At 70.6% G+C, this 24645-nt stretch carries 28 protein-coding genes; 16 read left to right on the plus strand and 12 right to left on the minus strand.

What is annotated here, in order from left to right; translation table 11 throughout:
• Positions 1-630: Ppx/GppA phosphatase family protein (locus A33M_RS15705; RefSeq protein ID WP_443213304.1), on the minus strand; the 630-nt coding region annotated here is incomplete at its 3' end.
• Positions 631-926: 296 nt separating this feature from the next.
• Here A33M_RS15705 and A33M_RS15710 point away from each other — a divergent pair.
• Together A33M_RS15710 and A33M_RS15715 are read left to right on the plus strand one after the other, a co-directional pair.
• Positions 927-2189: an MFS transporter gene (locus A33M_RS15710; RefSeq protein ID WP_052027082.1), complete on the plus strand. Its 1263-nt coding sequence runs from the start codon at positions 927-929 to the stop codon at positions 2187-2189.
• Between the two features lie 3 nt (positions 2190-2192).
• A complete protein-coding gene (locus tag A33M_RS15715; RefSeq protein WP_008388984.1) occupies positions 2193-2891 on the plus strand; it encodes a nitroreductase in 699 nt (232 codons plus the stop codon).
• 12 nt (positions 2892-2903) lie between these two features.
• On the opposite strand, the gene A33M_RS15720 is transcribed toward A33M_RS15715, so the two are convergent.
• On the minus strand, positions 2904-3449 hold the full coding sequence (locus A33M_RS15720) for a GtrA family protein (protein ID WP_008388986.1): 546 nt from the start codon (positions 3447-3449) through the stop codon (positions 2904-2906).
• Between the two features lie 114 nt (positions 3450-3563).
• Here A33M_RS15720 and A33M_RS15725 point away from each other — a divergent pair, with 114 nt between their 5' ends.
• Both A33M_RS15725 and A33M_RS15730 read left to right on the plus strand, forming a co-directional pair.
• Complete coding sequence (locus tag A33M_RS15725; protein ID WP_008388987.1) at positions 3564-4685, plus strand: glycosyltransferase family 2 protein; 1122 nt, start codon at positions 3564-3566, stop codon at positions 4683-4685.
• A complete protein-coding gene (locus A33M_RS15730) occupies positions 4682-5566 on the plus strand; it encodes a ChbG/HpnK family deacetylase (RefSeq protein ID WP_008388989.1) in 885 nt (294 codons plus the stop codon). Before A33M_RS15725 ends, A33M_RS15730 begins: the two co-directional genes overlap by 4 nt.
• Before the next feature lie 242 nt (positions 5567-5808).
• Here A33M_RS15730 and A33M_RS23525 read toward each other — a convergent pair whose 3' ends face one another.
• From A33M_RS23525 to ftsE, 4 genes are all read right to left on the minus strand, one after another.
• Complete coding sequence (locus tag A33M_RS23525) at positions 5809-6585, minus strand: lysophospholipid acyltransferase family protein (RefSeq protein ID WP_008388990.1); 777 nt, start codon at positions 6583-6585, stop codon at positions 5809-5811.
• Positions 6582-7328 carry a YdcF family protein gene (locus A33M_RS23530; RefSeq protein WP_008388992.1) on the minus strand — a complete coding sequence of 249 codons (747 nt, stop codon included), beginning with the start codon at positions 7326-7328 and terminating at the stop codon, positions 6582-6584. The genes A33M_RS23525 and A33M_RS23530 overlap by 4 nt, the downstream gene beginning before the upstream one ends.
• Positions 7329-7438: 110 nt before the next feature.
• The gene (locus A33M_RS15745) at positions 7439-8419 is read right to left on the minus strand and encodes a cell division protein FtsX (protein WP_202801912.1); all 981 of its coding nucleotides are present in this window, start codon (positions 8417-8419) and stop codon (positions 7439-7441) included.
• A 23-nt stretch (positions 8420-8442) separates the two neighbouring features.
• The gene (gene ftsE, locus A33M_RS15750) at positions 8443-9102 is read right to left on the minus strand and encodes a cell division ATP-binding protein FtsE (protein WP_008388996.1); all 660 of its coding nucleotides are present in this window, start codon (positions 9100-9102) and stop codon (positions 8443-8445) included.
• Positions 9103-9366: 264 nt separating this feature from the next.
• Between ftsE and A33M_RS15755 the strand changes: the two genes are divergently transcribed.
• The 3 genes from A33M_RS15755 (at position 9367) to A33M_RS15765 (ending at position 11484) form a co-directional block, all read left to right on the plus strand.
• Entirely contained in the window at positions 9367-10338 is a 972-nt protein-coding gene (locus A33M_RS15755; RefSeq protein ID WP_157223508.1) for an MJ0042-type zinc finger domain-containing protein, read from the plus strand.
• 34 nt (positions 10339-10372) lie between these two features.
• Complete coding sequence (locus A33M_RS15760; protein WP_008388999.1) at positions 10373-10750, plus strand: response regulator; 378 nt, start codon at positions 10373-10375, stop codon at positions 10748-10750.
• A 182-nt stretch (positions 10751-10932) separates the two neighbouring features.
• The gene (locus tag A33M_RS15765; protein ID WP_008389001.1) at positions 10933-11484 is read left to right on the plus strand and encodes an NUDIX hydrolase; all 552 of its coding nucleotides are present in this window, start codon (positions 10933-10935) and stop codon (positions 11482-11484) included.
• A gap of 64 nt (positions 11485-11548) precedes the next feature.
• Here the strand turns inward: A33M_RS15765 and A33M_RS15770 are convergent, their stop codons facing one another.
• From A33M_RS15770 to A33M_RS15785, 4 genes are all read right to left on the minus strand, one after another.
• Positions 11549-12724, minus strand: a complete 1176-nt coding sequence (locus tag A33M_RS15770; RefSeq protein WP_008389003.1) for a hypothetical protein — start codon at positions 12722-12724, stop codon at positions 11549-11551.
• 146 nt (positions 12725-12870) lie between these two features.
• The gene (locus A33M_RS15775) at positions 12871-13827 is read right to left on the minus strand and encodes a prephenate/arogenate dehydrogenase family protein (RefSeq protein WP_202801914.1); all 957 of its coding nucleotides are present in this window, start codon (positions 13825-13827) and stop codon (positions 12871-12873) included.
• A 270-nt stretch (positions 13828-14097) separates the two neighbouring features.
• The gene (gene hisC / locus A33M_RS15780) at positions 14098-15201 is read right to left on the minus strand and encodes a histidinol-phosphate transaminase (RefSeq protein ID WP_008389006.1); all 1104 of its coding nucleotides are present in this window, start codon (positions 15199-15201) and stop codon (positions 14098-14100) included.
• Between the two features lie 63 nt (positions 15202-15264).
• Complete coding sequence (locus A33M_RS15785) at positions 15265-16116, minus strand: chorismate mutase (RefSeq protein WP_008389009.1); 852 nt, start codon at positions 16114-16116, stop codon at positions 15265-15267.
• Positions 16117-16337: 221 nt separating this feature from the next.
• Here A33M_RS15785 and metX point away from each other — a divergent pair, with 221 nt between their 5' ends.
• Together metX and metW are read left to right on the plus strand one after the other, a co-directional pair.
• Complete coding sequence (metX, locus tag A33M_RS15790; RefSeq protein ID WP_008389010.1) at positions 16338-17522, plus strand: homoserine O-acetyltransferase MetX; 1185 nt, start codon at positions 16338-16340, stop codon at positions 17520-17522.
• A 31-nt stretch (positions 17523-17553) separates the two neighbouring features.
• Positions 17554-18210 carry a methionine biosynthesis protein MetW gene (gene metW, locus A33M_RS15795; RefSeq protein WP_083850503.1) on the plus strand — a complete coding sequence of 219 codons (657 nt, stop codon included), beginning with the start codon at positions 17554-17556 and terminating at the stop codon, positions 18208-18210.
• Between the two features lie 144 nt (positions 18211-18354).
• Here the strand turns inward: metW and A33M_RS15800 are convergent, their stop codons facing one another.
• Positions 18355-18837 carry a hypothetical protein gene (locus A33M_RS15800; RefSeq protein ID WP_008389014.1) on the minus strand — a complete coding sequence of 161 codons (483 nt, stop codon included), beginning with the start codon at positions 18835-18837 and terminating at the stop codon, positions 18355-18357.
• A gap of 298 nt (positions 18838-19135) precedes the next feature.
• On the opposite strand from A33M_RS15800, the gene A33M_RS15805 reads away from it, so the two are divergent.
• From A33M_RS15805 to A33M_RS15825, 6 genes are all read left to right on the plus strand, one after another.
• Positions 19136-20503, plus strand: a complete 1368-nt coding sequence (locus A33M_RS15805; RefSeq protein WP_008389016.1) for a glutamate--cysteine ligase — start codon at positions 19136-19138, stop codon at positions 20501-20503.
• A 37-nt stretch (positions 20504-20540) separates the two neighbouring features.
• On the plus strand, positions 20541-21011 hold the full coding sequence (gene ybaK / locus A33M_RS15810) for a Cys-tRNA(Pro) deacylase (protein ID WP_008389018.1): 471 nt from the start codon (positions 20541-20543) through the stop codon (positions 21009-21011).
• Between the two features lie 107 nt (positions 21012-21118).
• Positions 21119-21376 (plus strand): hypothetical protein, encoded by a 258-nt coding sequence (locus A33M_RS15815; protein ID WP_008389020.1) that lies wholly within the window; start codon positions 21119-21121, stop codon positions 21374-21376.
• Between the two features lie 86 nt (positions 21377-21462).
• On the plus strand, positions 21463-21663 hold the full coding sequence (locus A33M_RS24085; RefSeq protein ID WP_157223509.1) for a hypothetical protein: 201 nt from the start codon (positions 21463-21465) through the stop codon (positions 21661-21663).
• Positions 21664-21762: 99 nt separating this feature from the next.
• Positions 21763-22038 (plus strand): type II toxin-antitoxin system TacA family antitoxin, encoded by a 276-nt coding sequence (locus tag A33M_RS15820; protein WP_040620985.1) that lies wholly within the window; start codon positions 21763-21765, stop codon positions 22036-22038.
• Between the two features lie 2 nt (positions 22039-22040).
• Positions 22041-22556, plus strand: a complete 516-nt coding sequence (locus A33M_RS15825; protein WP_008389026.1) for a GNAT family N-acetyltransferase — start codon at positions 22041-22043, stop codon at positions 22554-22556.
• A gap of 19 nt (positions 22557-22575) precedes the next feature.
• Here the strand turns inward: A33M_RS15825 and tlpA are convergent, their stop codons facing one another.
• Entirely contained in the window at positions 22576-23223 is a 648-nt protein-coding gene (tlpA, locus tag A33M_RS15830; protein ID WP_008389029.1) for a thiol:disulfide interchange protein TlpA, read from the minus strand.
• A gap of 26 nt (positions 23224-23249) precedes the next feature.
• Between tlpA and argH the strand changes: the two genes are divergently transcribed.
• Positions 23250-24641, plus strand: coding sequence for an argininosuccinate lyase (argH, locus tag A33M_RS15835; RefSeq protein WP_008389031.1), 1392 nt, complete (start codon positions 23250-23252; stop codon positions 24639-24641).
• Positions 24642-24645: the final 4 nt, after the last annotated feature.

A 24645-nucleotide genomic window follows, 5' to 3' on the forward strand; every position in this document is an offset into this window, starting at 1 on the left:
CACCCAGCCCTGGATCACCGGCTTCGGCGGGCCACGGCCGGCCGCCTCCGAGCGGTCGAGCCGCACCAGCTCGGACGAGCCGCCGCCGATGTCGAACAGGATGGCGCCGCGTGAATCCGGATCCATCAAAGGCGTGCAGCCGGTCGCGGCGAGCTCCGCCTCGGTGCCGCGATCGACGATCTCGAGGTCCAGCCCGACCTCCTCGCGGATGCGCTGCTGGAACGCGACGCCGTTCTCGGCCGCCCGGCACGCCTCGGTGGCGATCAGCCGGGCACGCGACACGCCGCGGGCGCGCATCTTGTCCCGGCACACCGACAGCGCGCCGACCGCGCGGACGATCGCCGCCTCGCCGATCCGGCCGGTGCCGGCCACGCCCTCACCCAAGCGGATGATACGCGAGAAGGCGTCGACCACCCGGAAGCCGGTGGCGGTGGGCCGAGCCACCAGAAGGCGGCAATTGTTGGTGCCGAGATCGAGCGCGGCATAGGTCGGCCACGGCGCGCGGGTGGCGCGGCCGGCCGGGGCGTGTCTCGGCAGCACCGCCCGGACCAGGCCGGGCGGGTCCGACGCCGCTCCCCCACCCGCCCGCGCAGGATCGAGGAGGCCAGTCGTCCGGGCCTCGTAAGTCATTGATCGCCTTCGGGCCGGTTCCGTTGGGTGAACCGCCCGCCATCTCGTTCGTGTCGTATCGTCGACTCGAAGTGTAATCAGCCGGGTCCGGTGACGCAATCGACAAGCCTCGGAGAGACTTATCCACGGTTCCAGCGGGCCGCGCCGAGCTTGTTGCGAACCGAGGTTCACGCAACCGCGCGGCGTCGAGGCAGCCTCGGGGGATCAGGCATCGCCGCAAGTCGCTTCCGCTACCACCGGGATTCGTGCGAGCGTGGCCGCAGTCCCCCCGCCCGCCTGCCGCAGAGTGACGTCCGATGACCGAAGCCCCCCTCACGCTGGCCCCCGGCGCCCCGCGCGCCCCGCGCACGCACAGCGACACCACCATCATCGCGGCGGTGAGCTCGGCGCATTTCGTCGCCCACTACTGCCTGCTGGCGCTGCCGCCGCTCCTGGAGATCGTGCGCGCCGATTTCGGCGTGAGCTACACCGAGCTCGGCTTCGCGCTGGTCGCCTTCAACGTGCTGTGCGCCGCCTTCCAGACGCCGGCCGGCTTCCTGGTCGACCGGATCGGCGCGCGCAAGGTGTTGATCGCCGGCATGGTGCTCGGCGCGATGGCGCTGGCGGCGGCGGGGCTCGCGACCTCGTTCTGGCTGTTCGTCGCGCTGTTCGCGCTCGGCGGCCTCGGCAATGCGGTCTATCACCCGGCGGATTATGCGGTGCTGTCGACCCGGGTCGGCGAGGCCCGCGTCGGCCACGCCTATGCGATGCACCAGTTCGCCGGCATGCTCGGCGGCGCGGCGGCACCGGTGGCGATGCTGGCGATGCATCACGCGATCGGCTGGCGCGGCGCGTTCGTCGCCTCGGCGCTGCCGGGGCTCGCCGTGGCGGTGTGGTTCGTGCTGCTGGGCGAAAGCGCGATGGCGCGGCCCGCCGGCGCGCCGGCCGAGCGCGAGACGAAGAACGCCCGCGAGGGGACGGACGCCTCGGCCCCAGACGCCGCCGGAGGCGGCTCGATGCGCCTCCTGATGTCGCCGGTCATCCTCGCCAATTTCGTGTTCTTCATGCTGTTCGCGACGCTGCAGGCGGGCATGCAGAATTACGGCGCGGTGGCGCTGACCGGCGCCCAGGGCATGCCGCTGACCACCGCCAATGGCGGCCTCACCGGCTACCTCCTGGCGATCTCGATCGGCGTGCTGCTCGGCGGCGCGCCCGCCCGCTGGATCGGGCCGGCCCGGCTCACCACCATCACCATGCTGACGATCTCGGCGCTGAGCGTGGTGCTGGCGCTGGTCGATCTCGGCCCGGTCGGCGCGATCGCGGTGATGAGCGTGATCGGCCTCGTCGCCGGCGTCTCGATGCCCTCGCGCGACCTGATCGTGCGGGAGGTGACGCCGCCCGGCACCTTCGGCAAGGTGTTCGGCTTCGTCACCACCGGCTTCAACCTCGCCGGCATCCTCGCGCCCATCGTGTTCGGCCTCCTGCTCGACCACGGCCATGCGAGCGGCGTCTTCCTGGTGGTCGCCGGCGCGTGCCTCCTGGCGATCGCCACGGTCGCCACCGTCCGCAGCCGGAGCTGACCGGTGGAGGTTCGCGAGGCGGTGGAGCGGCGGCGGAGCTGCCGGGCCTTTCTCGACCGGCCGGTCGATCCGACGCTGGTGCGCGACATCGTGGTGCGGGCCGGCCGGGCGGCCTCGGGCGGCAATTTGCAGCCGTGGATCGTCCACGTGCTGACCGGCGAGCCGCTGGCGGCCCTGGTGAAGACCGTGCTGGAGGCGATCGGCGAGCGCGACCCGCGCGACCTCGCCGGCGACTATGCGATCTATCCCGAGCCCTTGTGGGAGCCGTTCGCCGCCCGCCGCCGCGCGGTCGGGCTGCAGCTCTATGCGGCGCTCGGCATCGGCCGGGCCGACGCGGAGGGGCGCCGCGCCCAGTTCCGGCACAATTTCGCGTTCTTCGGCGCGCCGGTCGGGATTCTCGTCGCGCTCGACCGGCGACACGGCCCGCCGCAATGGAGCGACCTTGGCGGATATGTGGCGACGCTGATGCTGCTCGCCGAGGAAGCGGGTCTCGCCACCTGCGCGCAGGAGGCGTGGACGCTCGCCCACGCAATCGTGCGAGACCATCTCGGCTTGCCGGAGAGCGAGATGCTGTTCTGCGGCATCGCGCTCGGCCACGGCGACCAAAACCACCCGGCGAATGCCTTTCGCACCGCCCGCGCGGCGCCGGACGACTGGTGCCGCTTCCACGGATTTGCCGCGGACACCTCCCGCGGCGCCTGACGGCCACGACGCTCAGGAGCGCGCCTGCTCGGCCGATTTGCGCGGGCGGAACACCACGAAGTGCGACATCGTGAAGTTCAGCACGAAGCTCACCAAAATGGCGCTCGCCTTGGCCACCCACACCGGCATCACCTGGGCGACCAGCACCAGCGTCGTGGTGTTGCCGATCGCGCCGAGCACGCCGGAGGCGACGAAGGTGCCGTAGTCGCGCAGCCGCAGCTTTCGGCCCGATTCCGCCGCGAAGGTGATGGTCGAGTTCATCAGGTACGAGCCGGTGACGCCCACCATCCAGCCCATCAGGTTGGCGACGATCAGCGCGAGATCGGCGCCCTCGCCGAAACCGAAGCGCGTCGCCATCGCCGAGAACAGGTCGAGCGCCGCCGGCGAGCCGGTCAGCATTCCGTAGGCGAGGAAGAACACGCTCGCATCGACCAGCGTGTTGACCACCCCGATCAAGGCGAAGCTCAGCGCCTTGCGCAGCATCGGCAGCCGCACGCCGAGCTTTTGGCGCAGCACGGGCGCAGCGCGGGCGAGCATCGTGTCCAAGGTGGTCTTCATTCGGGCTCGATAGCATCAGGGCGCGCCGTCGCCGAGCGCGGAATGCACCTTTCGGGCCGGCGACAGCGATTTCACGGTGCGCTATAAGCGCGCCCGCGAGCGAGGAGCAGGTCGATGGCGTCGGGTGAACCAGCAATGCGGCAGGAGGCGGGCGTCTCCCGGCCGGGCGCGGATCGCTCCGGCAAGACCGCAGCCGACCTCCCTTCCTCCGACACCGCCGCGAGCCGGGCAAAAGCCGGGCTGTCGCTCGTCGTCCCGGTCTACAACGAGGCGGAGGGGCTCGCGACCCTGCACGCCCGTCTCGCCGCGGTCGCCCGCACGCTGAAGGCGCGCTGGGGGCTCGCCTGCGAGGTCGTCTATGTCGACGACGGCAGCCGCGACGGCTCGCTGGCGATCGCCGAGAGCTTGCCGGCCGACGGGATCGACGTGCAGGTGGTCGGGCTGTCGCGCAATTTCGGCAAGGAGGCGGCGCTGCTCGCCGGGCTCGAGCACGCGCGGCGCGGCGCCGTGCTGTTCATGGACGCCGACGGCCAGCACCCGCCCTCGATGGTCGAGCGGCTGGTCGGCCACTGGCTCGACGACGGCTACGACGTGGTGTTCACGGCAAAGGCGCACCGCCGCAACGAGCCGGCGATGCGCCGCCTGAGCGGCCGGCTGTTCTACACGCTGGTGAACTGGGGTGCGCGCCACAAGATCCCGGAGGACGCCGGCGATTTCCGCCTGCTGTCGCCGCGCGCCGCGGGTGCCTTGCGGCGGATGCCGGAGCGCAACCGCTTCTTCAAGGGGCTCGCGAGCTGGATCGGCTTCCGCCAGCTGCGCATCGACTACGAGCCGGCGGAGCGCGAGCACGGGGTGACGAGCTGGAACGCGGCCGCGCTGATCGCGCTGTCGATCGAGGGGCTGACCTCCTTCTCGGTCGCGCCGCTGCGGATCGCCAGCCTGCTCGGCATCGCGCTCGCCGCCACCGCGCTCCTGTTCGGCCTGCAGATCCTGATCGAGGCGCTGTTCTTCCACATCGCGGTGCCGGGCTATCCCTCGCTGGTGGTCGGCCTGATGGTGCTGGGCGGCGTGCAGCTGATCATGATCGGGGTGATGGGCGAGTACATCGGAAAGATCCTCTCCGAGACCAAGGGGCGGCCGGTCTATTTCGTCGCCGAGCACGTGGTGCGGATCGCCGACGGCGAGCCGAAAAAAGCCGCCGGCGACGAGGCCGGGCAAAGCCGGGGGGCGGCATGACTGGAAGCGCTGCCGGGCCGGCGACGCCGGTCGCCCGCCGCATCGTGCTGTGCGCCGACGATTACGGCCTCGCACCCGGTGTCGACGCCGCGATCCGCGACCTGATCGCCCGCGGCCGGCTGAACGCCACCAGCGTGATGGTCTTGCCGCAAACGTTCTCGGCCGCCGAGGCGGCTCGGCTCGATGCGCTCAACGTGCCGAAGAAGCGCGCGGCGATCGGCCTGCACGTCACCCTCACGGCGCCGTTCCGCCCGCTCACCGGTTTTTCGCCGCTGGCGCCCGACGGCACGTTTCTGCCGATCGGAAAGATGCTGGTGCGCTCGCACCTGAAGCGGCCCGACCCGGCGGTGGTCGCGTGCGAGATCGACGCCCAGACGAAGGCGTTCGTCGCCGCCTTCGGCCGGCCGCCCGATTTCGTCGACGGCCACCAGCACGTGCACCTTCTCCCCGGCGTGCGCGAGGCGTTTCTGGACGTCGTGAAGCGTTCGGCGCCCGGCGCCTGGGTGCGCCAATGCGCCGGCCGGCGCGGCGCGCTGTTTCGCGCTGCGGGGGATCCGAAGGGCTTCGTGATCGACCGGCTCGGCCGTCGCTTTCGCCGAAAAGCCCGCCGCGCCGGCGTTGCGACCAACACCCTGTTCGCCGGCACCTACACGTTTCGCCCCGGCACCGACTACGCCGCCGTGTTTCCGCGTTTCCTGACGGGCTTTCGCGACGGTGGGCTGATCATGTGCCACCCCGGAACCGTCGACGACGAGCTGACCCGCCTCGATCCGCTGACCGGCCTGCGCGAGACCGAATACGCCTTTCTCGGCAGCGACGCCTTTTTCGAGATTCTGGCCCGCCACGGTTTTGCGCTGGCGGACGGCGGCCGGCTCGGCTGATTGTCTTCGACGGCGGCCAAGCGACCGACGTCACATTCGACGCGACGGAGCAACCGCCCGGGATGCACACATCGCCTCGGATGCATGCATCCGTCATGCGCGGGCTCCGACCCGCGCATCCATCGAGATAAAAAACGTTCTCGCATGTAGCGCGATGGATCGCCGGGTCACGGCCTTCGGCCGGCCCGGCGATGACGGCAGAGAACTCGGCGAGCTCGTGAGCAGATCGACCGGATCTCGTGTCACACCGCCGGCGTGAAAGAATCCGGCGCGGCGGGCGCCGGGTCGGGCTCGCCGAGCAGCCGGCGGCCTTCGGCGACGAGCCGCGCGGTCGCCGTCTCGATGTCGGTCTCCAGCCGCTTCATGAACACCTTCCGCGGCAGCCCCGACGGGATCGGGTCGAGCACCTCGACGACGATCGTGCCGGGCCGGCGCAGCCAGCTGCGGCGCGGCCAAAACAGCCCCGAATTGAGCGCGATCGGCAGGCACGGCACGCCGCCCTCGGTGTAGAGGAAGGCGATGCCCGGCTTGTAGTCCGGCGCGGCGCCGGGCGCCCGGCGGGTGCCTTCCGGAAAGATCACCACCTGCCGGCTCTCGGCGAATGCGTCCTTGGCGCGGCGCGCCACCGCCACCAGCGCGGCGCGGCCGGCGTCGCGGTCGACCGGGATCATCCCGGTCTTGCGCGTGTAGGGGCCGTAGAGCGGCAGCTTGGTCAGCTCCGCCTTGAGGACGAAGGTCGGGTCGTCGAACAGCGGGACGAGCGTGAAGGTCTCCCACGCCGACTGGTGCTTGGCGGCGACCAGCACCGCCCCGTGCGGGATTTTCTCGAGCCCCCGCCACTCGACCTTCAGGCCGCAGATCGCATCGAGCAGCCACACGGTGACGCGGCCGAACGTCTTGACGATGCCGAGCATCGGCCTGCGGCTCGGCAGCACCACGGTCGGCAGCGCCGCGATCAGATGGAGCACCAGGACGACATAGAAGACGACGGTGAAGAGGAGCGAGCGGAAAAGGGTCACGACGCGGGTTCGGGTTGAGGCGCGGGGTCGGCACGGCGGCGATGGGCGGCGAGCGCCAGATCGACCACCGGCTCGAGGCGCATGCGGGCGAGGACGGCGAGATATTTGACGTATTCGGTGGCGAGCAGCTTCGCGTTCTCGGCGCTCACCCACCAGGGCTCGGCGCGCTTCGGCGTCACCACCGGATACGGAACGAGCACGATGCCGGGCAGCCGGTGGCCGAGCTCGGCCATCGCGCGCGGCATGTGATAGCTCGAGGTCACGATCACCAGCGAGCGAAAGCCGCGGCTCTCGGTCCAGCGGCGGGTCTCCACCGCATTGCCGGTGGTGTCGCGGGCGGCGTGGTCGAGATCGATGCAGCACTCGAACAGCGCCTCGTATTCGGGCGCGGCGCGCTTCAGCTCGCCGAGGCTGGTCTGGCGGTTGACGCCGCTGATCAGCAGGCGCTTGCCGCGGCCGGAGGCGAGCAGCTCGATCGCGTCGAGCACCCGCGAGGCGCCGCCGGTGAGCGCGACGATGCCGTCGGCGCTGCCGGAGAGCGTCACCTCCTGGCGCGGCACCCGCCAGGCGAACCACACGAAGCCGGCCGCGAGCACCACCGCGCCGATGCCGCCGGCCACCACCGCGGCCAGCGCGATGCGCCGCCAGCCGAACATCCGCGTGCGCGCGGACAACCGGTCGCGCGGCTGATCCACCGCGAGATCGGGGCTCCTGTTTGCGTCGTCGGTCGGCTTGCGCGTCATGGTCCGGGAGGCAGCATATCGTCAATTTCGGCGGCGGGAAGGCGTCTTGCGCCATCCCGCGACCGTTCGGGCGGGGGCCGCGAGCGCGCGGGCGGACGACTGCGGACGAATCAGGCGACCGCCGCGAGGGTCGCCTTGACCACCCGGCGCGAGGTGAAGGCGGTGACCGCGGCGATCACCAGGATTTGGAGGAGCAGCAGCACGTAACCGCCGATGCCGAGCGAGAGCCCGCCGAACAGGGTGGCGAGGTCGGCCGCTCCGCCGCCGAGCAGGCGGCCGCCGGCCGCCCCCAGCACCAGGAAGACGACGATCGCCGCGCCGCCGCCGATCAGCCCGCCATGGAGGCCGAGCAGCAGGAAGTGGCGCATGAACTGGCCGGCGACATAGGCGTCCTTGGCGCCGATGAAGTGCAGCACCTCGACCGTCGTCCGGTTGGTCGCCATCGCGCCGCGGGTGGCGAAGCCGACCGACAGCACGGTCGCCGCCATCACCAGCAGGAGCACCGCGAGGCCCCCCATCATGGTGGTGTCGGCCATCGCCCGCAGCCGGCCGGTGAAGCCGCGATGGTCGTCGAGCGTCGCCCCCGGCACCTCGCTCGCCAGCGTCGCCCGGAGGCCGGCGAGGTCGGGCGGCCGGTCGGTCGCGATCTGCACCAGCACCAGCCGCGGCACCGGCAGGCTGTCGAGCGAGACGCCGCTGCCGAGCCACGGCTCCAGCAGGCGCGCCGATTCCTCGCGGGTCTGAGCCCGCACCGCGGTGACCCCCGGCGTGCCGCGGGCGATCGCCACCGCCCGCTCGACCGCCTGCTCGAGGTCCTGCCCGGCGACCGGGCGCACCTGGACGGTCACCTCGCGGCTGACGTCCGCCTGCCAGTCGGAGGCGGCCGACAGCACCAGCAGCACCGCCCCGGTGGTGAGCGAGGCGAGGAAGGTCATGATCGCCACCACCGCGGTGAGCGCGCGGCCGGAGATCGAGTTCTTCGGCACGATCGGCGCCTCGTGCGGCGGGTGGCCGAGCAGGTCGCGGACCCGGCCGGCGTGCGGCAGGCGCAGCCCATGGCGTTTCGGCGCGCGTTCGGACGGGGCGATCATGCGCTCGGCTCGGTCATGTCGGCTCAATCATAGACGTGGATCCGGCCCTCGTGCAGCACCAGGCGGCGGGCGTCGTACTGGTCCATCAGGCCGATGTCGTGGGTGGCGATCACCACCGAGGTGCCCGACTTGTTCAGCTCGATGAACAGACGCAGCAAGCGTTTGGCGAGATTGGGGTCGACATTGCCGGTCGGCTCGTCGGCCAGCAGCAGCTGCGGCCGGGCGATCACCGCGCGGGCGATCGCCGCGCGCTGCTTCTCGCCGCCCGAGAGCACCGGCGGCAGCGACGACATCCGCTCGCCGAGCCCGACCCAGTGCAGCAGCTCGCGCACCTCCTGGCGGTAGCTCCCCTCCTCCCGCCCGAGCACGCGCAGCGGCAGCGCGACGTTCTCGTAGGTGGTCATGTGGTCGAGCAGGCGAAAGTCCTGGAAGACGATGCCGATCCGCCGCCGCAGCACGGCGAGCGAATCCTTGTCGAGAGTGGCGACGTCGTGGTCGAAGATGGTGATCAGCCCGCGGGTCGGCTTGAGCGCGAGAAAAAGCAGCCGCAGGAGCGAGGTCTTGCCGGCGCCCGACGGCCCGGTGAGGAACTGGAAGGAATGCGGCTCGATCCGGAACGTGAGGTCGCGCAGCACCTCCGGTCCGAGCCCGTATCGCAATCCCACCTTCTCGAACCGAACCACGCCGCTCTCCGCCTGCGCCTTTTCGAACTGGCCTCCGCCGGTGCCCGTTCGGCCGCCCGACCCGCCGCCCAGTGGGCTCGCCGGCCGGCCGCCGCACCCGCGATCGCGGGCGATTCGGCCTTTTTTACAGGAACCAGGGCGCGCCGGCACGCCCACGGCCGAAGCACCCCACCACTGCGGTACTCACGGTGGTCCGCGCGTGGTTTCCGGATCATTAACGAAGCCCGAGGCATAATGGGCCGAACGGATCCCTTGTTCGCCGCCATGAAGATCGTATGTCCGCAATGTGACTCCTGGTACGAAGTGACCGCCGCGTCGCTGGGACGCGGGCGGACGGTGCGCTGTGCCAATTGCAAGACGGTGTGGACCGCGACGCCCGAATCGGCGGTGACCGCCGACGCGAGCGCCCCGGCCGCCGCGATGGCCGCCGCCGCACCCGGGGAGGCACGCGCCGAGGCGGCGCCGCGCCCGGTCCCGGCGGCTGCGGCGAGCCGGCTGGTGGAGGACGACGACGTTCCGTCCTGGGACGAGGCGCTGGCCGCCTCGCCCGCCTCCTCCCCCGGCAAGGCCGCGACCGACGTCGCCGATGCCCCCTCGACCGTGCCGGCCGCCGGCAGTGGCGGAAGCCGTGAGAGCGACCCCGACGACGACGAAGACGCGGACGAGAGCGAGAAGGACGACGGCGAGACAGAAACCGCCGATAACGGCGACGACGCCCCGCCCGACTGGGAGGCCGCCTTCGAGGCCGCCGAGGCGCGCCGACTCGCCCGCCAGAAGGCGGTCGCCAGGCCGCCGCGCAAGCGCGGCTTCCGGCCCGGCTGGGGAACCGCGGCGCTCGCGCTGTCGGTGGTGGTCGCGGCGATCCTCGCCTTCCGGGTCGAGCTGGTGCGGGCGATGCCGCAGACCGCCTCGCTGTTCGCCACCCTCGGCATGCCCGTCAACCTGCGCGGGATCGCCTTCGAAGACGTCAAGGTGCAGAAGGACTTGACCGAAGGGGTGCCGGTGTTGATCGTGTCCGGCACCATCGTCAACACCAGCAAGGTTCGGATCGAGATACCACGGCTTCGCTTCGCCTTCCGCAATGCCGCCGGCGCCGAGGTCTACGACTGGACGGCGCTGCCGCAGAAATCGTGGCTGGTGCCGGGGGAGGCCCAGCGATTCGTTTCCCGGCTCGCCTCGCCACCGGTCGGCGGGCACGACATCACGGTACGCTTCTTCACGCGCCAGGACCGCTGAGATCCGGCCGGCGCCAAACGGGGACGACGGTTCGGTGGCCCGCATTCTGATCGCCGAGGACGAGGACACGCTGCGCAACCTGGTGGTGCGTGCGCTCACCCAGGACGGGCACGACGTGGTGGAGGCCGCCGACGGCGCCGCCGCGCTCGACATCCTCGGCCGCCAGCGGGGGCAGTTCGACCTCCTGCTGACCGACATCCGCATGCCGCTGATGGACGGCATCGCGCTGGCGCTCTCCGCCGCGCGCGACTATCCCGACCTCGTGATCCTGCTGATGACCGCCTATGCCGACCAGCGCGAGCGCGCCCACGGGCTCGAGTCGCTGATCCACGACGTCATCACCAAGCCGTTCACGCTGGCCGAGATCAAGGTCGCGGTGCAGGAAGCGCTCGATTCCCGCAACAAGGCGTGACGCCTCGCCGGGGCCGGGGCCGGATTCCGTCGTCGCCCCCTCGCTTCCTCCACGACCCCGTTCTCCGTCCGAAACCGGAAAGACCGGCGCACCCCGGATGTCGACTCGTCGTGTGCCCGCGTTATAGAGGCGACGCGACGCGACGCGACACCACACCGGCCGGACGAGAGACGGGAGCCCCGATGGCACGCAAGCAGGTATTCGCGGCCGGCGGCATCGTCGTGTGGCCGGGCGACACGCCGCTGATCGCGATCGTCCAGCGCCGCAAGGACGGCAACTGGGTGCTGCCCAAGGGCAAGCTCGAGCCGAACGAGGACCCGATCGACGGCGCCCGGCGCGAGGTGATCGAGGAGACCGGCCACGACGTCACCGTGCACGAGTTTCTCGGCGTGGTGTCCTATCCGGTGCGCGGCGGGATCAAGCTCGCGCAGTTCTGGCGCATGCAGGCGCTCGACGGCCCGGCCCGCACGCCGATGCCCGACATCCGCGCGATGGACTGGCTGCCGCTGATCGATGCGGTGGAGCGGCTCGCCGTGCCGCACGAGCAGCTGTTTCTCGGTGGGCTGGCGCCGCATCTGGTCGGCCGGGCGTTCTTGCCGCACGGCAAGCGATCGCGAAAAGCCGGCGGCCGCAGCGCGCGCGTGGCGCCGCCGCCGCTGGTCGCCCCCGCCGCCGAGCCGCCGCCGGGCCTCCTGCGGCGGATCACCGAGCGCTGGCACGCGCGAGGGACGTGATCCACCGCTCGTGAGACGGGATGCGCGATGCCGGCCGCCCTACCGAAAGGACCGCCGAGCCGGCTCAGAACAGCGCGCCGACGGCGGAGGTCGGGCCGGACCCGTCGAGCATCTTCTGGATCGAGGCGATCAGCCGGTAATTCTCCAGCACCGTGTCGACGAAGTCGTCGCCGATGCCGAGCACCGAGCGCTCCTCCGGGCTCATCTCCGCATAGCGGTCGAGCAGCGCCGCGCTGCGGCCATAGGCGTCGGTGCCGCTGCCGGTGAGCGCGGAGAGCATCGCGCTGCGGCCGCGGCCGTTCAGCTCGGTGCGGGCGGCGCGCACCTCCTCGGCGGAGAAGAGGCCGTCCTGGTTCTGGGCGACGGCGGCGAGCTCGCGATTGTCGAACGCGCCGAGATCGACCATCCGGCCGGTCTTGCGGCCCGCGTCGAACACCAGCTCCTGGCCGGCGTCGCGTGCCGCGTTGGTCTGCGCGTCGAACCGCTTGCGCGCGTTCTCCGCGACCTTCGAGATGTCGGTATCGGCGTCGGTCGATCCGGTGTCGGCGGTGGTGGTGTGGTCGAGCAGCGCGCGCACCGGGTCGGCGGCGTCGCCGGTCGTCGGCGCCTTGCCGAAATTCGCCTTGGCGACGGCGAGCCCGGCGGCCACCGCCTTCGACTGCGCGACCCAGGTCGCGGTCGAGCGCTCCTCCGGCCCGGCCGCGTTCAGATAGTCCGCCGCCGCCTGATAGAGGCTCGCATAGTCGCCGCTGTGGCGGGCGAGCACCACGCGCGACTGCATCGCCGCGTCGAACCGCTGCTGCAGCACCGTCTCGGCCGCCTTCTGCTCGTCGGCGGTGAACAGATCGTCGGTGTTCGCCGCGACCGTGGCGAGCGCCGCCCGCTCCTGCGAGGAGAAGTCGACCGCCGGCTGGCCGTCGACCAGCGCCGAGGAGATGCCGAGCGTCTCGTACCGGCCGTCGAGCCACACCCGCATCGCGGCGGCCCGGTCGCTGGCGGAGACGGTGGAGGTGTCGGCCTTGGTCGACATCGCCGCGAGATAGGCCCGCGCCTCCGCCGACAGGGTCAGCGAGGTGGCGGCATCGCCGCCGGCCTGGCTCGACCCCGCCCCGCTCGACCCTTGGGCCGAAGCGGACGTGGTCGCACTCTGGGCAGAGGTCTTGGAACCGGCGGAACTCTGGGTGTAGGCGCCGGACCCGAAGCCCGAATACGCCGTGCTCGACCCGATCGCAGTCGACATCGCGAACCTCGAAAGAAGAGGTTAAGGATGTCGTAATTTTTAGGAGGGCATGGTTAACCGAACGTTAACGGGAATTCCGAGCCCCCGCCCTCACTCGCGGCGAGCGCGCAAAACCGCACCACCACACCGCCACGCACCACCCGATGCTACTCCCCGTCCGCCATATAGGGTCGCGGCAGCGGCGGCAAGCGCTTCTGCGGACGGCCGAAATCGGGCGTGTCGGAATCTTGGCCGATCTGCACGATGCCGCGGCGGATCGCCCGGGTGCGGGTGAACAGCTCGAACAGCGTGTCGCCGTCGCCACGGCGAATCGCCCGCGTCATCTTGGCGAGATCCTCGCCGAAGGTGCCGAGCATCTCGAGAACCGCGTCGCGGTTGCCGAGAAAGATGTCGCGCCACATGGTCGGGTCGGACGCGGCGATGCGGGTGAAGTCGCGAAACCCGCCGGCGGAGAATTTCAGCACCTCGGAGCGCGTCACCTGGGCGAGGTCGGCGGCGGTGCCGACGATCGTGTAGGCGATCAGGTGCGGCAGATGGCTGGTCACCGCCAGCACCAGATCGTGGTGCTCGGGCGACATGGTCTCGACGTTCGCGCCGATCGCGCTCCAGAAGGCGGCGAGCCGGTCGACCGCGCCGGGATCGGTGCCCTCGGGCGGCGTCAGAATCGTCCAGCGGTCGATGAACAGCTCGGAGAAGCCGGCGTCGGGACCGGAATTCTCGGTGCCGGCGACCGGGTGGCCGGGCACGAAATGCACGGTGTCCGGCAGATGCGGGGCGACGTCGCGCACCACCGCCTCCTTGACCGAGCCGACATCGGTGACGATCGCGCCGGGCGCGAGCCGCGGGGCGATCTCGGCCGCCACCTCGCCGCAACGCCCGACCGGGATGCACAGGATCACCAGATCGGCGCCGTCGACCGCGGCGGCGTTGGTGTCGACCACCTGATCGGCGAGCCCCAGCTCGGCGATCCGGGCGCGCGTCGCGCCCGAGCGTGCGGTCGCGACGATGCTGCGCACGATCCCCTGCTCGCGCGCGGCCCGCGCGATCGAGGAGCCGATCAGGCCGACGCCGATCAGCGCCATGCGGTTGAACAGAGGCTTCATCATCGTCGTTCCGGCCCTTTTTCTGTCCGGCCTCCCTCGAAGGCACCGTCGGCGGCGCAGCGCCGCTCGCACCGCATTCGTCGCGGCCTACCCTCCGCTCGTCCCCGCGAAAGCGGGGACCGAGATCGTCGTGAAGAGCCTGGATTCCCGCTTGCGCGGGAACGAGCGGAGATTGCGGGTGCGCCCGCTGCCCCCCACCCTCTCCCCGCTTCGCGGGGCGAGGGAGTCCGGGCGCCGAGCCGATGGCCCTGCCCGGACTGCGGCAGCGCGCTACGCCGCCTTCTCCATGAACGCGGCGAGCGAGGACACCACCAGCCGGTTCGCCTCCTCGGTGCCGACGCTCATGCGCAGCGCGTTCGGCAGGCCGTAGCTCGCGACCGCCCGCAGCACCAGCCCGCGCGCCGAGAGGAAGGCGTCGGCCGCCTGGGCGGTGTGACCGTCGGTGCCAGGGAAATGGATCAGGAAGAAGTTGCCGACGCTCGGCGTCACCTCGAGCCCGAGCTTGCCGATCTCGGCGGCGAGCCACGGCATCCAGCGGTCGTTGTGGGCGCGCGAGCGGGCGATGTGGTCGGCATCGGTGATCGCGGCGATGCCCGCGTCGATCGCCGGGGCGTTGACGTTGAACGGCCCGCGGATGCGGTTGACCACGTCGACGATGTGGGCCGGCCCGACCATCCAGCCGAGCCGCAGGGCGGCGAGCGCGTGGATCTTGGAAAACGTCCGGCACATCACGACGTTCTCGCTCTCGGCGACCAGCTCGAAGCCGGCCGCGTAGTCGTTGCGCGAGACGTAGTCGGCATAGGCGGCGTCGAGCACCAGGAGCACGTTGCCGGGCAGCCCGCGATGCAGCCGCTTGACCGCCTCGTAGGGCAGATAGGTGCCGGTCGGGTTGTTCGGGTTGGCGAGGAAGACCACCTTGGTGCGCGGCGTGACGCAGCCGAGAATGGCGTCGACGTCGGTGGTGAGGTCGGTCTCGGGCGCCATCACCGCCTTGGCGCCGGTCGCCATGGTGGCGATCGGGTACACCAGAAAGCCGTATTGCGAATAGATCGCCTCGTCGCCGTCGGCCAGATAGGCCTGCGCGAGCAGGTGGAGGATGTCGTCGGAGCCGGCCCCGCAGACGATACGGTCGGGGTCGAGCCCGTAGACGCCGGCGATCGCCTCGCGCAGCCGGGTGGCGGCACCGTCGGGATAATCCTCGAGATGCTTGCCGACCGAGTTGTAGGCCTCGATCGCCTTCGCGCTCGGCCCGAGCGGCGACTCGTTCGACGACAGCTTGAACACCTTGGCGACGCCCGGCGCGCCGCTCTTGCCGGGCACATAGGGCGAAATGGAGAGCACGCCGGGACGCGGCTGCGGACGGGAACCTGTCATTGTTTTCAATCTCGGACGCGTGGAGACGCCGTCCCGTGCCGGAACCGGCGCGGGCGGCCGAGGTCAGTGCCCGGTCGGAACCAGAGCGCCTTCGGCCGACACGGTATAGCGGGTCGCGTGGCCGCCGACGAGTGCCTGTGAGCGAACCGAGACCCCCGCCGACGTCAGGGCCGCCAGCACCGCCTCGATCGTGCGGCCGTTCGGAACGGAAACCAGCAGCGCCGCCCCGTCGAACGCGCCGTCCGGCACCGCCACCACCTCCGCGAGCATGCCGGCCGCGCGCGCCGCCTCGAGGCTCCAGCCCGACACCCGCACGCTGTGGACCATGACCTCGCGGACAATGGCGTCCGGGTGCGGACGGGCGAGCGCGAACACCGGCAGCCCGGCCGGATGGTCGGCCCGCTCGACGAACGGCAGCCGCGCGATGATCTTCGGCGCATCCGGCGCTTCCAGCGCCGACCACCAGGCGCCGCCGGCGATGGTCGCGGCAGGCACCAGCCCGAGATCGCTCGGCGCCGGATCGAGCGCCGCCAACACCCCCCCCGCGCCGAGATGACCGAGGAACGGCACGGTGAAGCCGAAATGGAACCGGGCGCTGTCGCGCATCGCCGCCTCACCGGTGGAGAGGTCGGCATGCACCCGGTAGGGTGCCTGGACATAGGTGAAGGTGGCGATGATCACCCGCAGGATGCTCTCCGCGGTGTCGAGCGGCAGGATGCCGTGATGCCGCTCGACCAGCCGGCGCATCATCTCGGCCTCGCGCGCGGGGCGGAAGGCGGAGCCGGTCTCGGCGGTGCGCTTCACCTCGATCAGCCGGGCGATGATCTCGCCGCGCTCCATCAGGAGGCCGTGCATCTCGGCATCGATCCGATCGATCTCGGACCGCAGATCGGCGAGAGAGGGGGTCGCAGCCATGTCGCAAACTCCGTCGAACCGCCCGGGGTGGCGGCCATCCCACGGAACCGCTTGATAATTTGTCGCTGGTCCGGAGGCAAAGAAAAGATTGACTGCGGCCGGCCCGGACCTATGTAACCTCCGCTCCCCCGGCCGTTCGACCGGACGTGCAGACCTGCCCCTCACTTCGGGTATACTCGGAAGGCACGATCCCCGCCCCCGAGTTCGCCCCGGACGCTTCGATGAGCACACCCCCTGCGGCCGAGAAGAAGCTGCCGGTCCTGGTCCGTGAGGCGGACCACCCGCGCTCGCAGCTGGCGTCCTTCGGCGCCGACCGCCCGCTCCGGCTGGAGGCGGGCCTCGACCTCTCGCCATTCCAGATCGCCTACCAGACCTATGGCGAGTTGAACGCCGCGAAGAGCAACGCCATTCTGGTGTGCCACGCGCTGACCGGTGACCAGCACGTCGCCAACACTCATCCGGTCACCGGCAAGGGCGGCTGGTGGGACATCATGGTCGGGCCGGGCCGGCCGATCGACACCGACCGCTATTTCGTCATCTGCTCGAACGTGGTCGGCGGCTGCATGGGCTCGACCGGCCCGTCCTCCACCAATCCGCTGACCGCCGCGCCCTGGGGACTCGATTTCCCGGTCATCACCGTCCGCGACATGGTGCGCGCCCAGACCATGCTGATCGACCATCTCGGCATCGACACGCTGTTCTCGGTCGCCGGCGGCTCGATGGGCGGCATGCAGGTGCTCGAATGGTGCGCGAGCTTTTCCGAGCGCGTCTTCTCGGCGCTGCCGATCGCCACCGCGCCGCGCCACTCGGCCCAGAACATCGCCTTCCACGAGGTCGGCCGCCAGGCGGTGATGGCCGATCCGGAATGGCGCGGCGGCCGCTACTTCGTCGAGGGCACCAGCCCGCGGCGCGGCCTGTCGGTCGCCCGCATGGGCGCCCACATCACCTATCTGTCGGACACCGCGCTGCACCGGAAGTTCGGCCGGAAATTCCAGGACCGCGACAACCCGACCTTCTCGTTCGACGCCGATTTCGAGGTGGAGAGCTATCTGCGTCACCAGGGCTCGACCTTCGTCGAGCGGTTCGACGCCAACAGCTATCTCTATCTCACGCGCGCGATGGACTATTTCGACCTCGCCGCCGACCACGGCGGGGTGTTGGCGAAGGCCTTCACCGGCACCCGCACGCGCTATTGCGTGATCTCCTTCACCAGCGACTGGTTGTTTCCGACCACGGAGTCGCGCGCGGTGGTGCATGCGCTCAATGCCGGCGGCGCCAGGGTGTCGTTCGCCGAGATCGAGACCGACAAGGGCCACGACGCCTTCCTGCTGGACGAGCCGGAGTTGCACGGCATCGTGCGCGGCTTTCTCGACTCGGCCGCCCGCACCCGCGGGCTGAAGCCGTGAGGCGCGCGAGGTCGGGACGCGAGGTGAGGTGATGCTGGCACGAGTTCCCCGCGATCTGACGATGGCCGAGACGGTGCGTGGCCCGGGCGGCGCGCGCGTCGACCTCTTGCTGGTCTCGCAGATGGTCGAGCCCGGCTCGCGGGTGCTCGACGTCGGCTGCGGCGACGGCGAGCTGTTGCATCTGCTCGAGGCGCGCGGCGTCGACGGGCGCGGCATCGAGCTGTCGCGCGAGGGCGTCAACGAGTGCGTCGCCAAGGGCCTCGCGGTGGTGCAGGGCGACGCCGACACCGACCTCTCCTTCTATCCGGACGACGCGTTCGACTACGTGATCCTGTCGCAGACGCTGCAGGCGACGCGATGCCCGCGCGACGTGGTCGAGCACATGCTGCGGATCGGCCGGCACGCGATCGTCTCGTTCCCGAATTTCGGCCACTGGCGCATCCGCCTGCAGCTGATGTTCTACGGCCGCATGCCGCGCACCGCGAACCTGCCGGAGACGTGGTACGAGACGCCGAACATCCATTTTTGCACGATCAAGGACTTTTCCGAGATGTGCGCGCTGGTCGGCGCCCGCATGGAAAAGGCCGTCGCGCTCGACCCGTGGGGCCGCGCGCTGAAGATCGACGCGCCGTGGTGGTTCTGGAATCTGTTCGGCGAGCAGGCGGTCTTTTTGCTCAACCGGAAGTGACGTCGACCGCAAGTGCCGAGCCGACGAGGCTCCCTCGCCTCGCCCCGCGCAGCGGGGAGAGGTCGCGAGCGAAGCGAGCGGGTGAGGGACTTCGGCGCGCCCGGTCGGGTCACACGAGGCGTTGCGTCGAAGACCTCGCCTCGTTCAGCTGCGGCTGCCGCGGGTGACCGGCGGCTTCGGCGCGACATGGGGCGGCGCGGACGAGGCGGCGGCGGGCGGCGGCTCGATCGAGCCGCAGTTCTTGTCGACCGCGGTCTGGCGCAACATTTTCATGTCGGCGCGCACCTGTGCGAGGTCGGCCGAATAGGCCGCCATGCTCACCGCGCCACCCGCCGGATCCTGGTTCGCCCGCGCCGTGAGATCGAGCAGCTGCTGCTCGCGCGCCACCTGGCCGGCCAGCCGCGGCGGCAGATCCTGGCAGCGCAGATAGTCGTACTTGCCGGGCGCGGCATAGAGAATCCCGAGATCGAGATTTTGCGCGCAGGCGCCGAGCAGCGGCAGCGCCGCGACCAGCGCGATTGTCGCGAGCCGCGCTGCGGGACGCCGCGCTCCGGCGTGCCGCGAGACGGCCGGAGCCGGGCCCCGTTCCCTCTCGACGCGTTCCGTCGTGGTGCGCTTCCTCGTCACGCCGTCACCCGCCCGATCGTTCGTTCGCCGCTCGCTCGACAGAGGCCGTCCGAACCCCCATCTGTTTCCCGGTACGGTCTAGCACAAGTTCGCGGCTCGAAAAAATCCGCGCCCTCGCGCCCCGTCGGCCGCCGGAACGGAAGAATGGCCTGCTCCCGAAGTCTCGAACCCTCTCGGCGGCGCCCCGCGGGGCCGCTGCGGCGGCCCCGCTCGCCCGTCCGGCTGCCGCTTCGGCGCCACATTGCTCTTTCGTCGCGGCCGTGTAAGGTCGCGCCACCTTCGCCTACCGGGATGCTCCATGGCTCGTGACGTGATCGACATGACGCCGCTTCAATCGCGCGACGCGCTCGTCGCCTGGTTCGAGGCGGGTGAAAAACCGCGCGAAAATTTCCGGATCGGCACCGAGCACGAGAAGTTTCCCTTCACCACCCGGCACGAGCCGCTGCCCTACGAGGGCACCCGCTCGATCCGTGCGCTGCTCGAGGGCATGCAGACCATGCTCGGCTGGGAGCCGATCATGGAGGGCGAGGCGATCATCGGGCTGGTCGACGTCACCCACGGCGGCGCGATCTCGCTCGAGCCCGGCGGCCAGTTCGAGCTGTCCGGCGCGCCGGTCGACAACATGCACCAGACCTGCGCCGAGCTGCAGGCGCATCTCGCGCAGCTGCGCGAGGTGGCGGCGCCGCTCGGCATCGGCTTTCTCGGCCTCGGCATGGCGCCGACCTGGACGCGCTCGGAAATGCCGGTGATGCCCAAGGGCCGCTACCGCATCATGACGGGTTACATGCCGAAGGTCGGCACGCTCGGCCTCGACATGATGTACCGAACCTGCACGGTGCAGACCAATCTCGACTTCTGCTCGGAGGCCGACATGGTGCGCAAGCTGCGCGCCTCGGTGGCTCTGCAGCCGGTGGCAACCGCCCTGTTCGCCAACTCGCCGTTCACCGAAGGCAAGCCGAACGGCTTCCTCTCGTTCCGCTCGGAGATCTGGCGGCACACCGACGCCGACCGCTCCGGCATGATCCCGTGGGCGTTCGAGCCCGGCATGGGCTACGAGCGCTGGGTCGACTACGCGCTCGACGTGCCGATGTATTTCGTCAAGCGCGGCGACCGCTACATCGATGTCGCCGGCCAGTCGTTCCGCGACCTGATGAACGGCACGCTGCCCGGTTTGCCGGGCGAGCGGGCGACGCTGTCGGACTGGGCGAACCACGTCTCGACGATCTTTCCCGAGGTGCGGCTCAAGCGCTACCTCGAGATGCGCGGCACCGACGCCGTGCCGTGGCGCAGCCTGCCGTCGCTGCCGGCCTTCTGGGTCGGCCTGATGTACGACGAGACCTGCCTCGACGCCGCCTGGGATCTCGTGAAGGACTGGACCGCCGAGGAGCGCCAAAGCCTGCGCGACGCGGTGCCGAAGCTCGGGCTGAAGGCGACCATCGCCGGCCGCACCGTGCTCGAGCTCGCCAAGGAGTGCCTGGCGATCGCCCGGACGGGGCTCGAGCGGCGCGCCCGCCAGGACTGGATGGGCCGCGACGAGACCCGCTATCTCTCCCCCCTCGACGACATCGTGGCGCGCGCGCAAACGCCGGCCGAGGAGCTTTTGGCGAAATATCACGGCGCCTGGGGCGGCTCGGTCGACCCGGTGTTTTCCGAGTACGCCTACTGAGGGTTCGGCGGGCGGAGACAGCGACGGGACACGCACCATGGCCAAGGGCACCCCGGCGACGATGGCGCTGCAGAAGGCGGGCATCGCCTTCTCGCTGCGCGAGTACGACTACGATCCGGACGCCCAGCACATCGGGCTACAGGCCGCCGAGGCGATGGGCGTCTCGCCCGACCGGGTGCTCAAGACGCTGATGGCGCGGGCCGGCCGCGAGACGGTGTGCGTGCTGGTGCCCTCCAATCGCGAGGTCTCCTTGAAGAAGCTCGCCCATGCGGCGGGCGCCAAGGACGCCGCCATGCTGCCGCCGGCCGAGGCCGAGCGCATCACCGGCTATCATGTCGGCGGCATCTCGCCGTTCGGCCAGAAGAAGCGTGCGCGGGTCTTCGTCGAGGAGAGCGCCCTCGCGCACGAGACGGTGATTCTCAACGGCGGCCGCCGCGGCCTGCAGGTGGAGCTGTCGCCGCAAAACCTCGTTGCCGCGCTCGGCGCCACCGCCGCCCCCCTGCTCTGACCCGCCGATCCGGGCGCACGAAAAAAGCGGGTCTCGCCCGCGGATTCGGCGCGCCCGATTACCCTTCGTTAAGACCCGCCCTTCTACGCTGACGCCAGGAGCGAGCCATGTCGATTTCGTCGTTCAACTGGGTCTCGACGCCGACCGCGTTCCAGCAGGTCTCCAACTGGAACGAGAAGCAGAAGGCGTATCGGGCGAATGCAGAAGCGAACCTCGCCGCGATGAGCGATAGTTTCGCCAGCGCCACCTTGTCGCTGTCGAACGGACTCGCCGAGATCGCGGCAAATCAGCTCGCGGCACGCGTATCGAGCCAGCTCAACCAGAAGATCTCTCAAGCCCAGAACCAGCTGGATCTCTCCGTGTGAGGACCGCGCCCGCTCGCAGCGGGCCGACAGAAGCCGTCGAAACGGACGGTGAGAAACGAAACAACCGACAGGCAGGCAGGCAGATCATGGACACGTCTTCGATTGCGGCCGCATCGGTCGGCGCACAGTCGAGCCAAGCGCGGATGGACGTCGCGACCCAGGTCGTGAAGCAGGCGGCTCAGCAGGAGCAGGACGTCGCCAAGATGGTCGACGAGGCGGCGCAGAACGCCGAGCGGCTCGCCAACGTCAAAGCGGGCGTCGGCCGCGCCCTCGACATCTCGGTGTGACCGCACAGCGCACGCCCCTCTCGATCCACTGGTGCCGGGTCCATCGGTGACGGGCGCGCCCGATTGGCCGGCATCCTCGCGTATGCTATCGTCATACGCATGAGCGCCCCCTCGTCCACCACCGTCCTGAGCGTCCGGGTCAGCCCGGAGGAACGCGCCGTCCTCGAGGCAGCGGCGGCGCAGTCTCGCACCAGCCTGAGCGAGTTCGTCCGTCGAACGGCGGTCGAGGCCGCGGAGACCGAGGTGCTCGGCCGCTCCGTCGTGACCATTCCGGCGAAGGACTGGGAAGCATTCGAGCGCTGGGTCGAGCGCCCCGCCGAGCCGAGCCCGTCGCTCGCCGCACTCGCCCGCCGAAAACCCTCCTGGGAGGCGTGACCGTGGCGGCGGTGGCGCCGCCGCGCCCGCTCGCCGAGGAAGACGACCGGCTCTCGTTCGATTGCGGCCGGGAGTCGATGAACGCGTGGTTCCGCCGTCATGCCTGGGCGAACCATGCGGGCGGGATTTCGCGCGTCAACGTGCTGACCGAGATCGGGACCGGCCGAATCGTCGGCTACGTCACGCTGAGCGCCGCCCAGATCGAGCGCGCGTTTCTGCCGAAACCACAGCAGCGCAACCAGCCCGATCCGCTTCCCGCCACCCTGCTCGGCCAGCTCGCGGTCGACCGCGCACATCAGGGCCATGGGCACGCGGCCTCGCTGCTGCGGTTCGCCCTGGAGACCGCGTTGCGCGCCGCCGAGGTGGTCGGCAGCATCGGCGTGATCACCCATCCGCTCGACGACGGCGTCCGCGGCTTCTATGCGCGATCTGGCTTTTGCGACCTGCCGTTCGACCCGCGCCGCGCGATGATCGTCCGCATGCGCGACCTTCGGGTGTCCTTTCGGCCGGAGCCGTGATGCGGCACCACGTTCGGGGTCACTCCCCCATCGCCGCCTTGACCATCGCAATTCCATCCGGGGAGGACCAGGCGGCCGGGCCGGCGAGCGAGGCGACCACGCAGCCGTCCCCGTCGACCAGCCAGGTGCTCGGCAGGCCGAACACGTTCAGGCTGCGCAGCGCCTGCCCGCTCGGATCGGCATAGAAGGCGAGCCCCTCGATCCCGACCTCGTCCAGCCACTTCTTCGGCTTGTCGGGGTTGCGGGTGTCGGCGTTGACCGCCACCACCTCGAACTTCGGCCCGCCGAGCTGGCGCTCGAGCGCGTCGAGCGCCGGCATCTCCTCGCGGCACGGCACGCACCAGGTCGCCCACACATTGAGGAGCACGGTGCGACCCTTCCAGTCGGCGAGCGTGCGCTTCGCCCCGGTCCCGTCGATGAATTCGAGGTTTTTCAGCGAGCGCGCCTCTTCTGCGGGCACCACGGCAGCCACCTCGCCTTTGGCGAGCGGTGCCAGCGTGCGGGCGCGGGCGAGCGCGGCCGTGCAGGCCGGCGCATCCGCATTGCGTCGGAAACTCGTGAAGCCGTATATCGCGCCGGCTGCCACGGCGACGCCGAGGCCGAGCACGGCGATCGCCAAAATGCGCCGCCGGGGTGGGGTCGCGGGGTCGGTGGACGGTTCGGTCATCGGCGAAACACTGCAAGGACGAGAGAATGAGCAACACGATGTGGGGCGGACGCTTCGCCAGCGAACCCGCCGCCGTGATGGCCGAGATCAACGCCTCGATCGATTTCGACCGCCGCCTCTACCGCCAGGACGTCGCGGCGAGCAAGGCGCACGCCCAGATGCTCGCCAAACAGGGCATCATTTCGGCCGAGGACGCCGACCAGATCGGCCACGGGCTGGATGCCGTGCTGGCCGAGATCGAGGGCGGGACCTTCGAGTTCAGCCGCGCGCTCGAGGACATCCACATGAACGTGGAGTCGCGCCTCAAGGCGCTGATCGGCTCGGCCGCCGGCCGGCTGCACACCGCCCGCTCGCGCAACGACCAGGTGGCGACCGATTTCCGCCTCTATGTCCGCGACGCGATCGACGAGATCGAAAGCCAGCTCGTCGGCTATCAACGCGCGCTCGCCGAGACCGCGCTCGCCCATGCCGGCACGATCATGCCGGGCTTCACCCATCTGCAGACCGCCCAGCCGGTGACCTTCGGCCACCACCTGCTCGCCTATGTCGAGATGGCGGCGCGCGACCGCGGCCGCTTCGCCGATGCGAGAAAGCGCCTCAACGAGTGCCCGCTCGGCTCGGCGGCGCTCGCCGGCACGTCGTTTCCGATCGACCGGGCGATGACCGCGCGGGCGCTGCGCTTCGACCGGCCGACCGCGAACTCGCTCGACGCCGTGTCCGACCGCGATTTCGTGCTGGAGACCCTGTCGGCGGCGGCGATCGCCTCGATGCACCTGTCGCGGTTCGCCGAGGAGATCGTGATCTGGACCTCGCCGCTGGTCGGCTTCCTGAAGCTGTCGGACGCCTTCACCACCGGCTCGTCGATCATGCCGCAGAAGCGCAACCCCGACGCGGCCGAGCTGGTGCGGGCGAAGAGCGGGCGGGTGATCGGCGCGCTCGGCGCGCTCCTCATCGTGATGAAGGGCTTGCCGCTCGCCTATCAGAAGGACATGCAGGAGGACAAGGAAGGGGCGATGGACGCGCTCTCGGCGCTGTCGCTGTCGCTCGCCGCGATGACCGGCATGGTGCGCGACATGACGCCCGACACGGCAAAGATGCACGCCGCCGCCGGCCAGGGCTTTTCCACCGCGACCGACCTCGCCGACTGGCTGGTGCGGGTGCTGAAGATGCCGTTCCGCGACGCCCATCACGTCACCGGGCGGATCGTGCAGGTGGCGGACAAGGCCGGCCTCGACCTCGCGGCGCTGCCGCTCGACGCGCTTCAGGCGGTCGAGCCACGCATCACCGAGGCGGTCTACCAAGTGCTGTCGGTGGAGAACTCGGTCGGCAGCCGGAAAAGCCTCGGCGGCACCGCGCCGGGAAATGTCGAGGCGCAGGCGAAGCTTTGGCTGGATCGGCTCGGCAGCGGCCGGCCCTGAGAAG

The organism is Rhodovulum sp. PH10, assembly GCF_000293785.1.
Lineage (GTDB): Bacteria > Pseudomonadota > Alphaproteobacteria > Rhizobiales > Xanthobacteraceae > Rhodoplanes.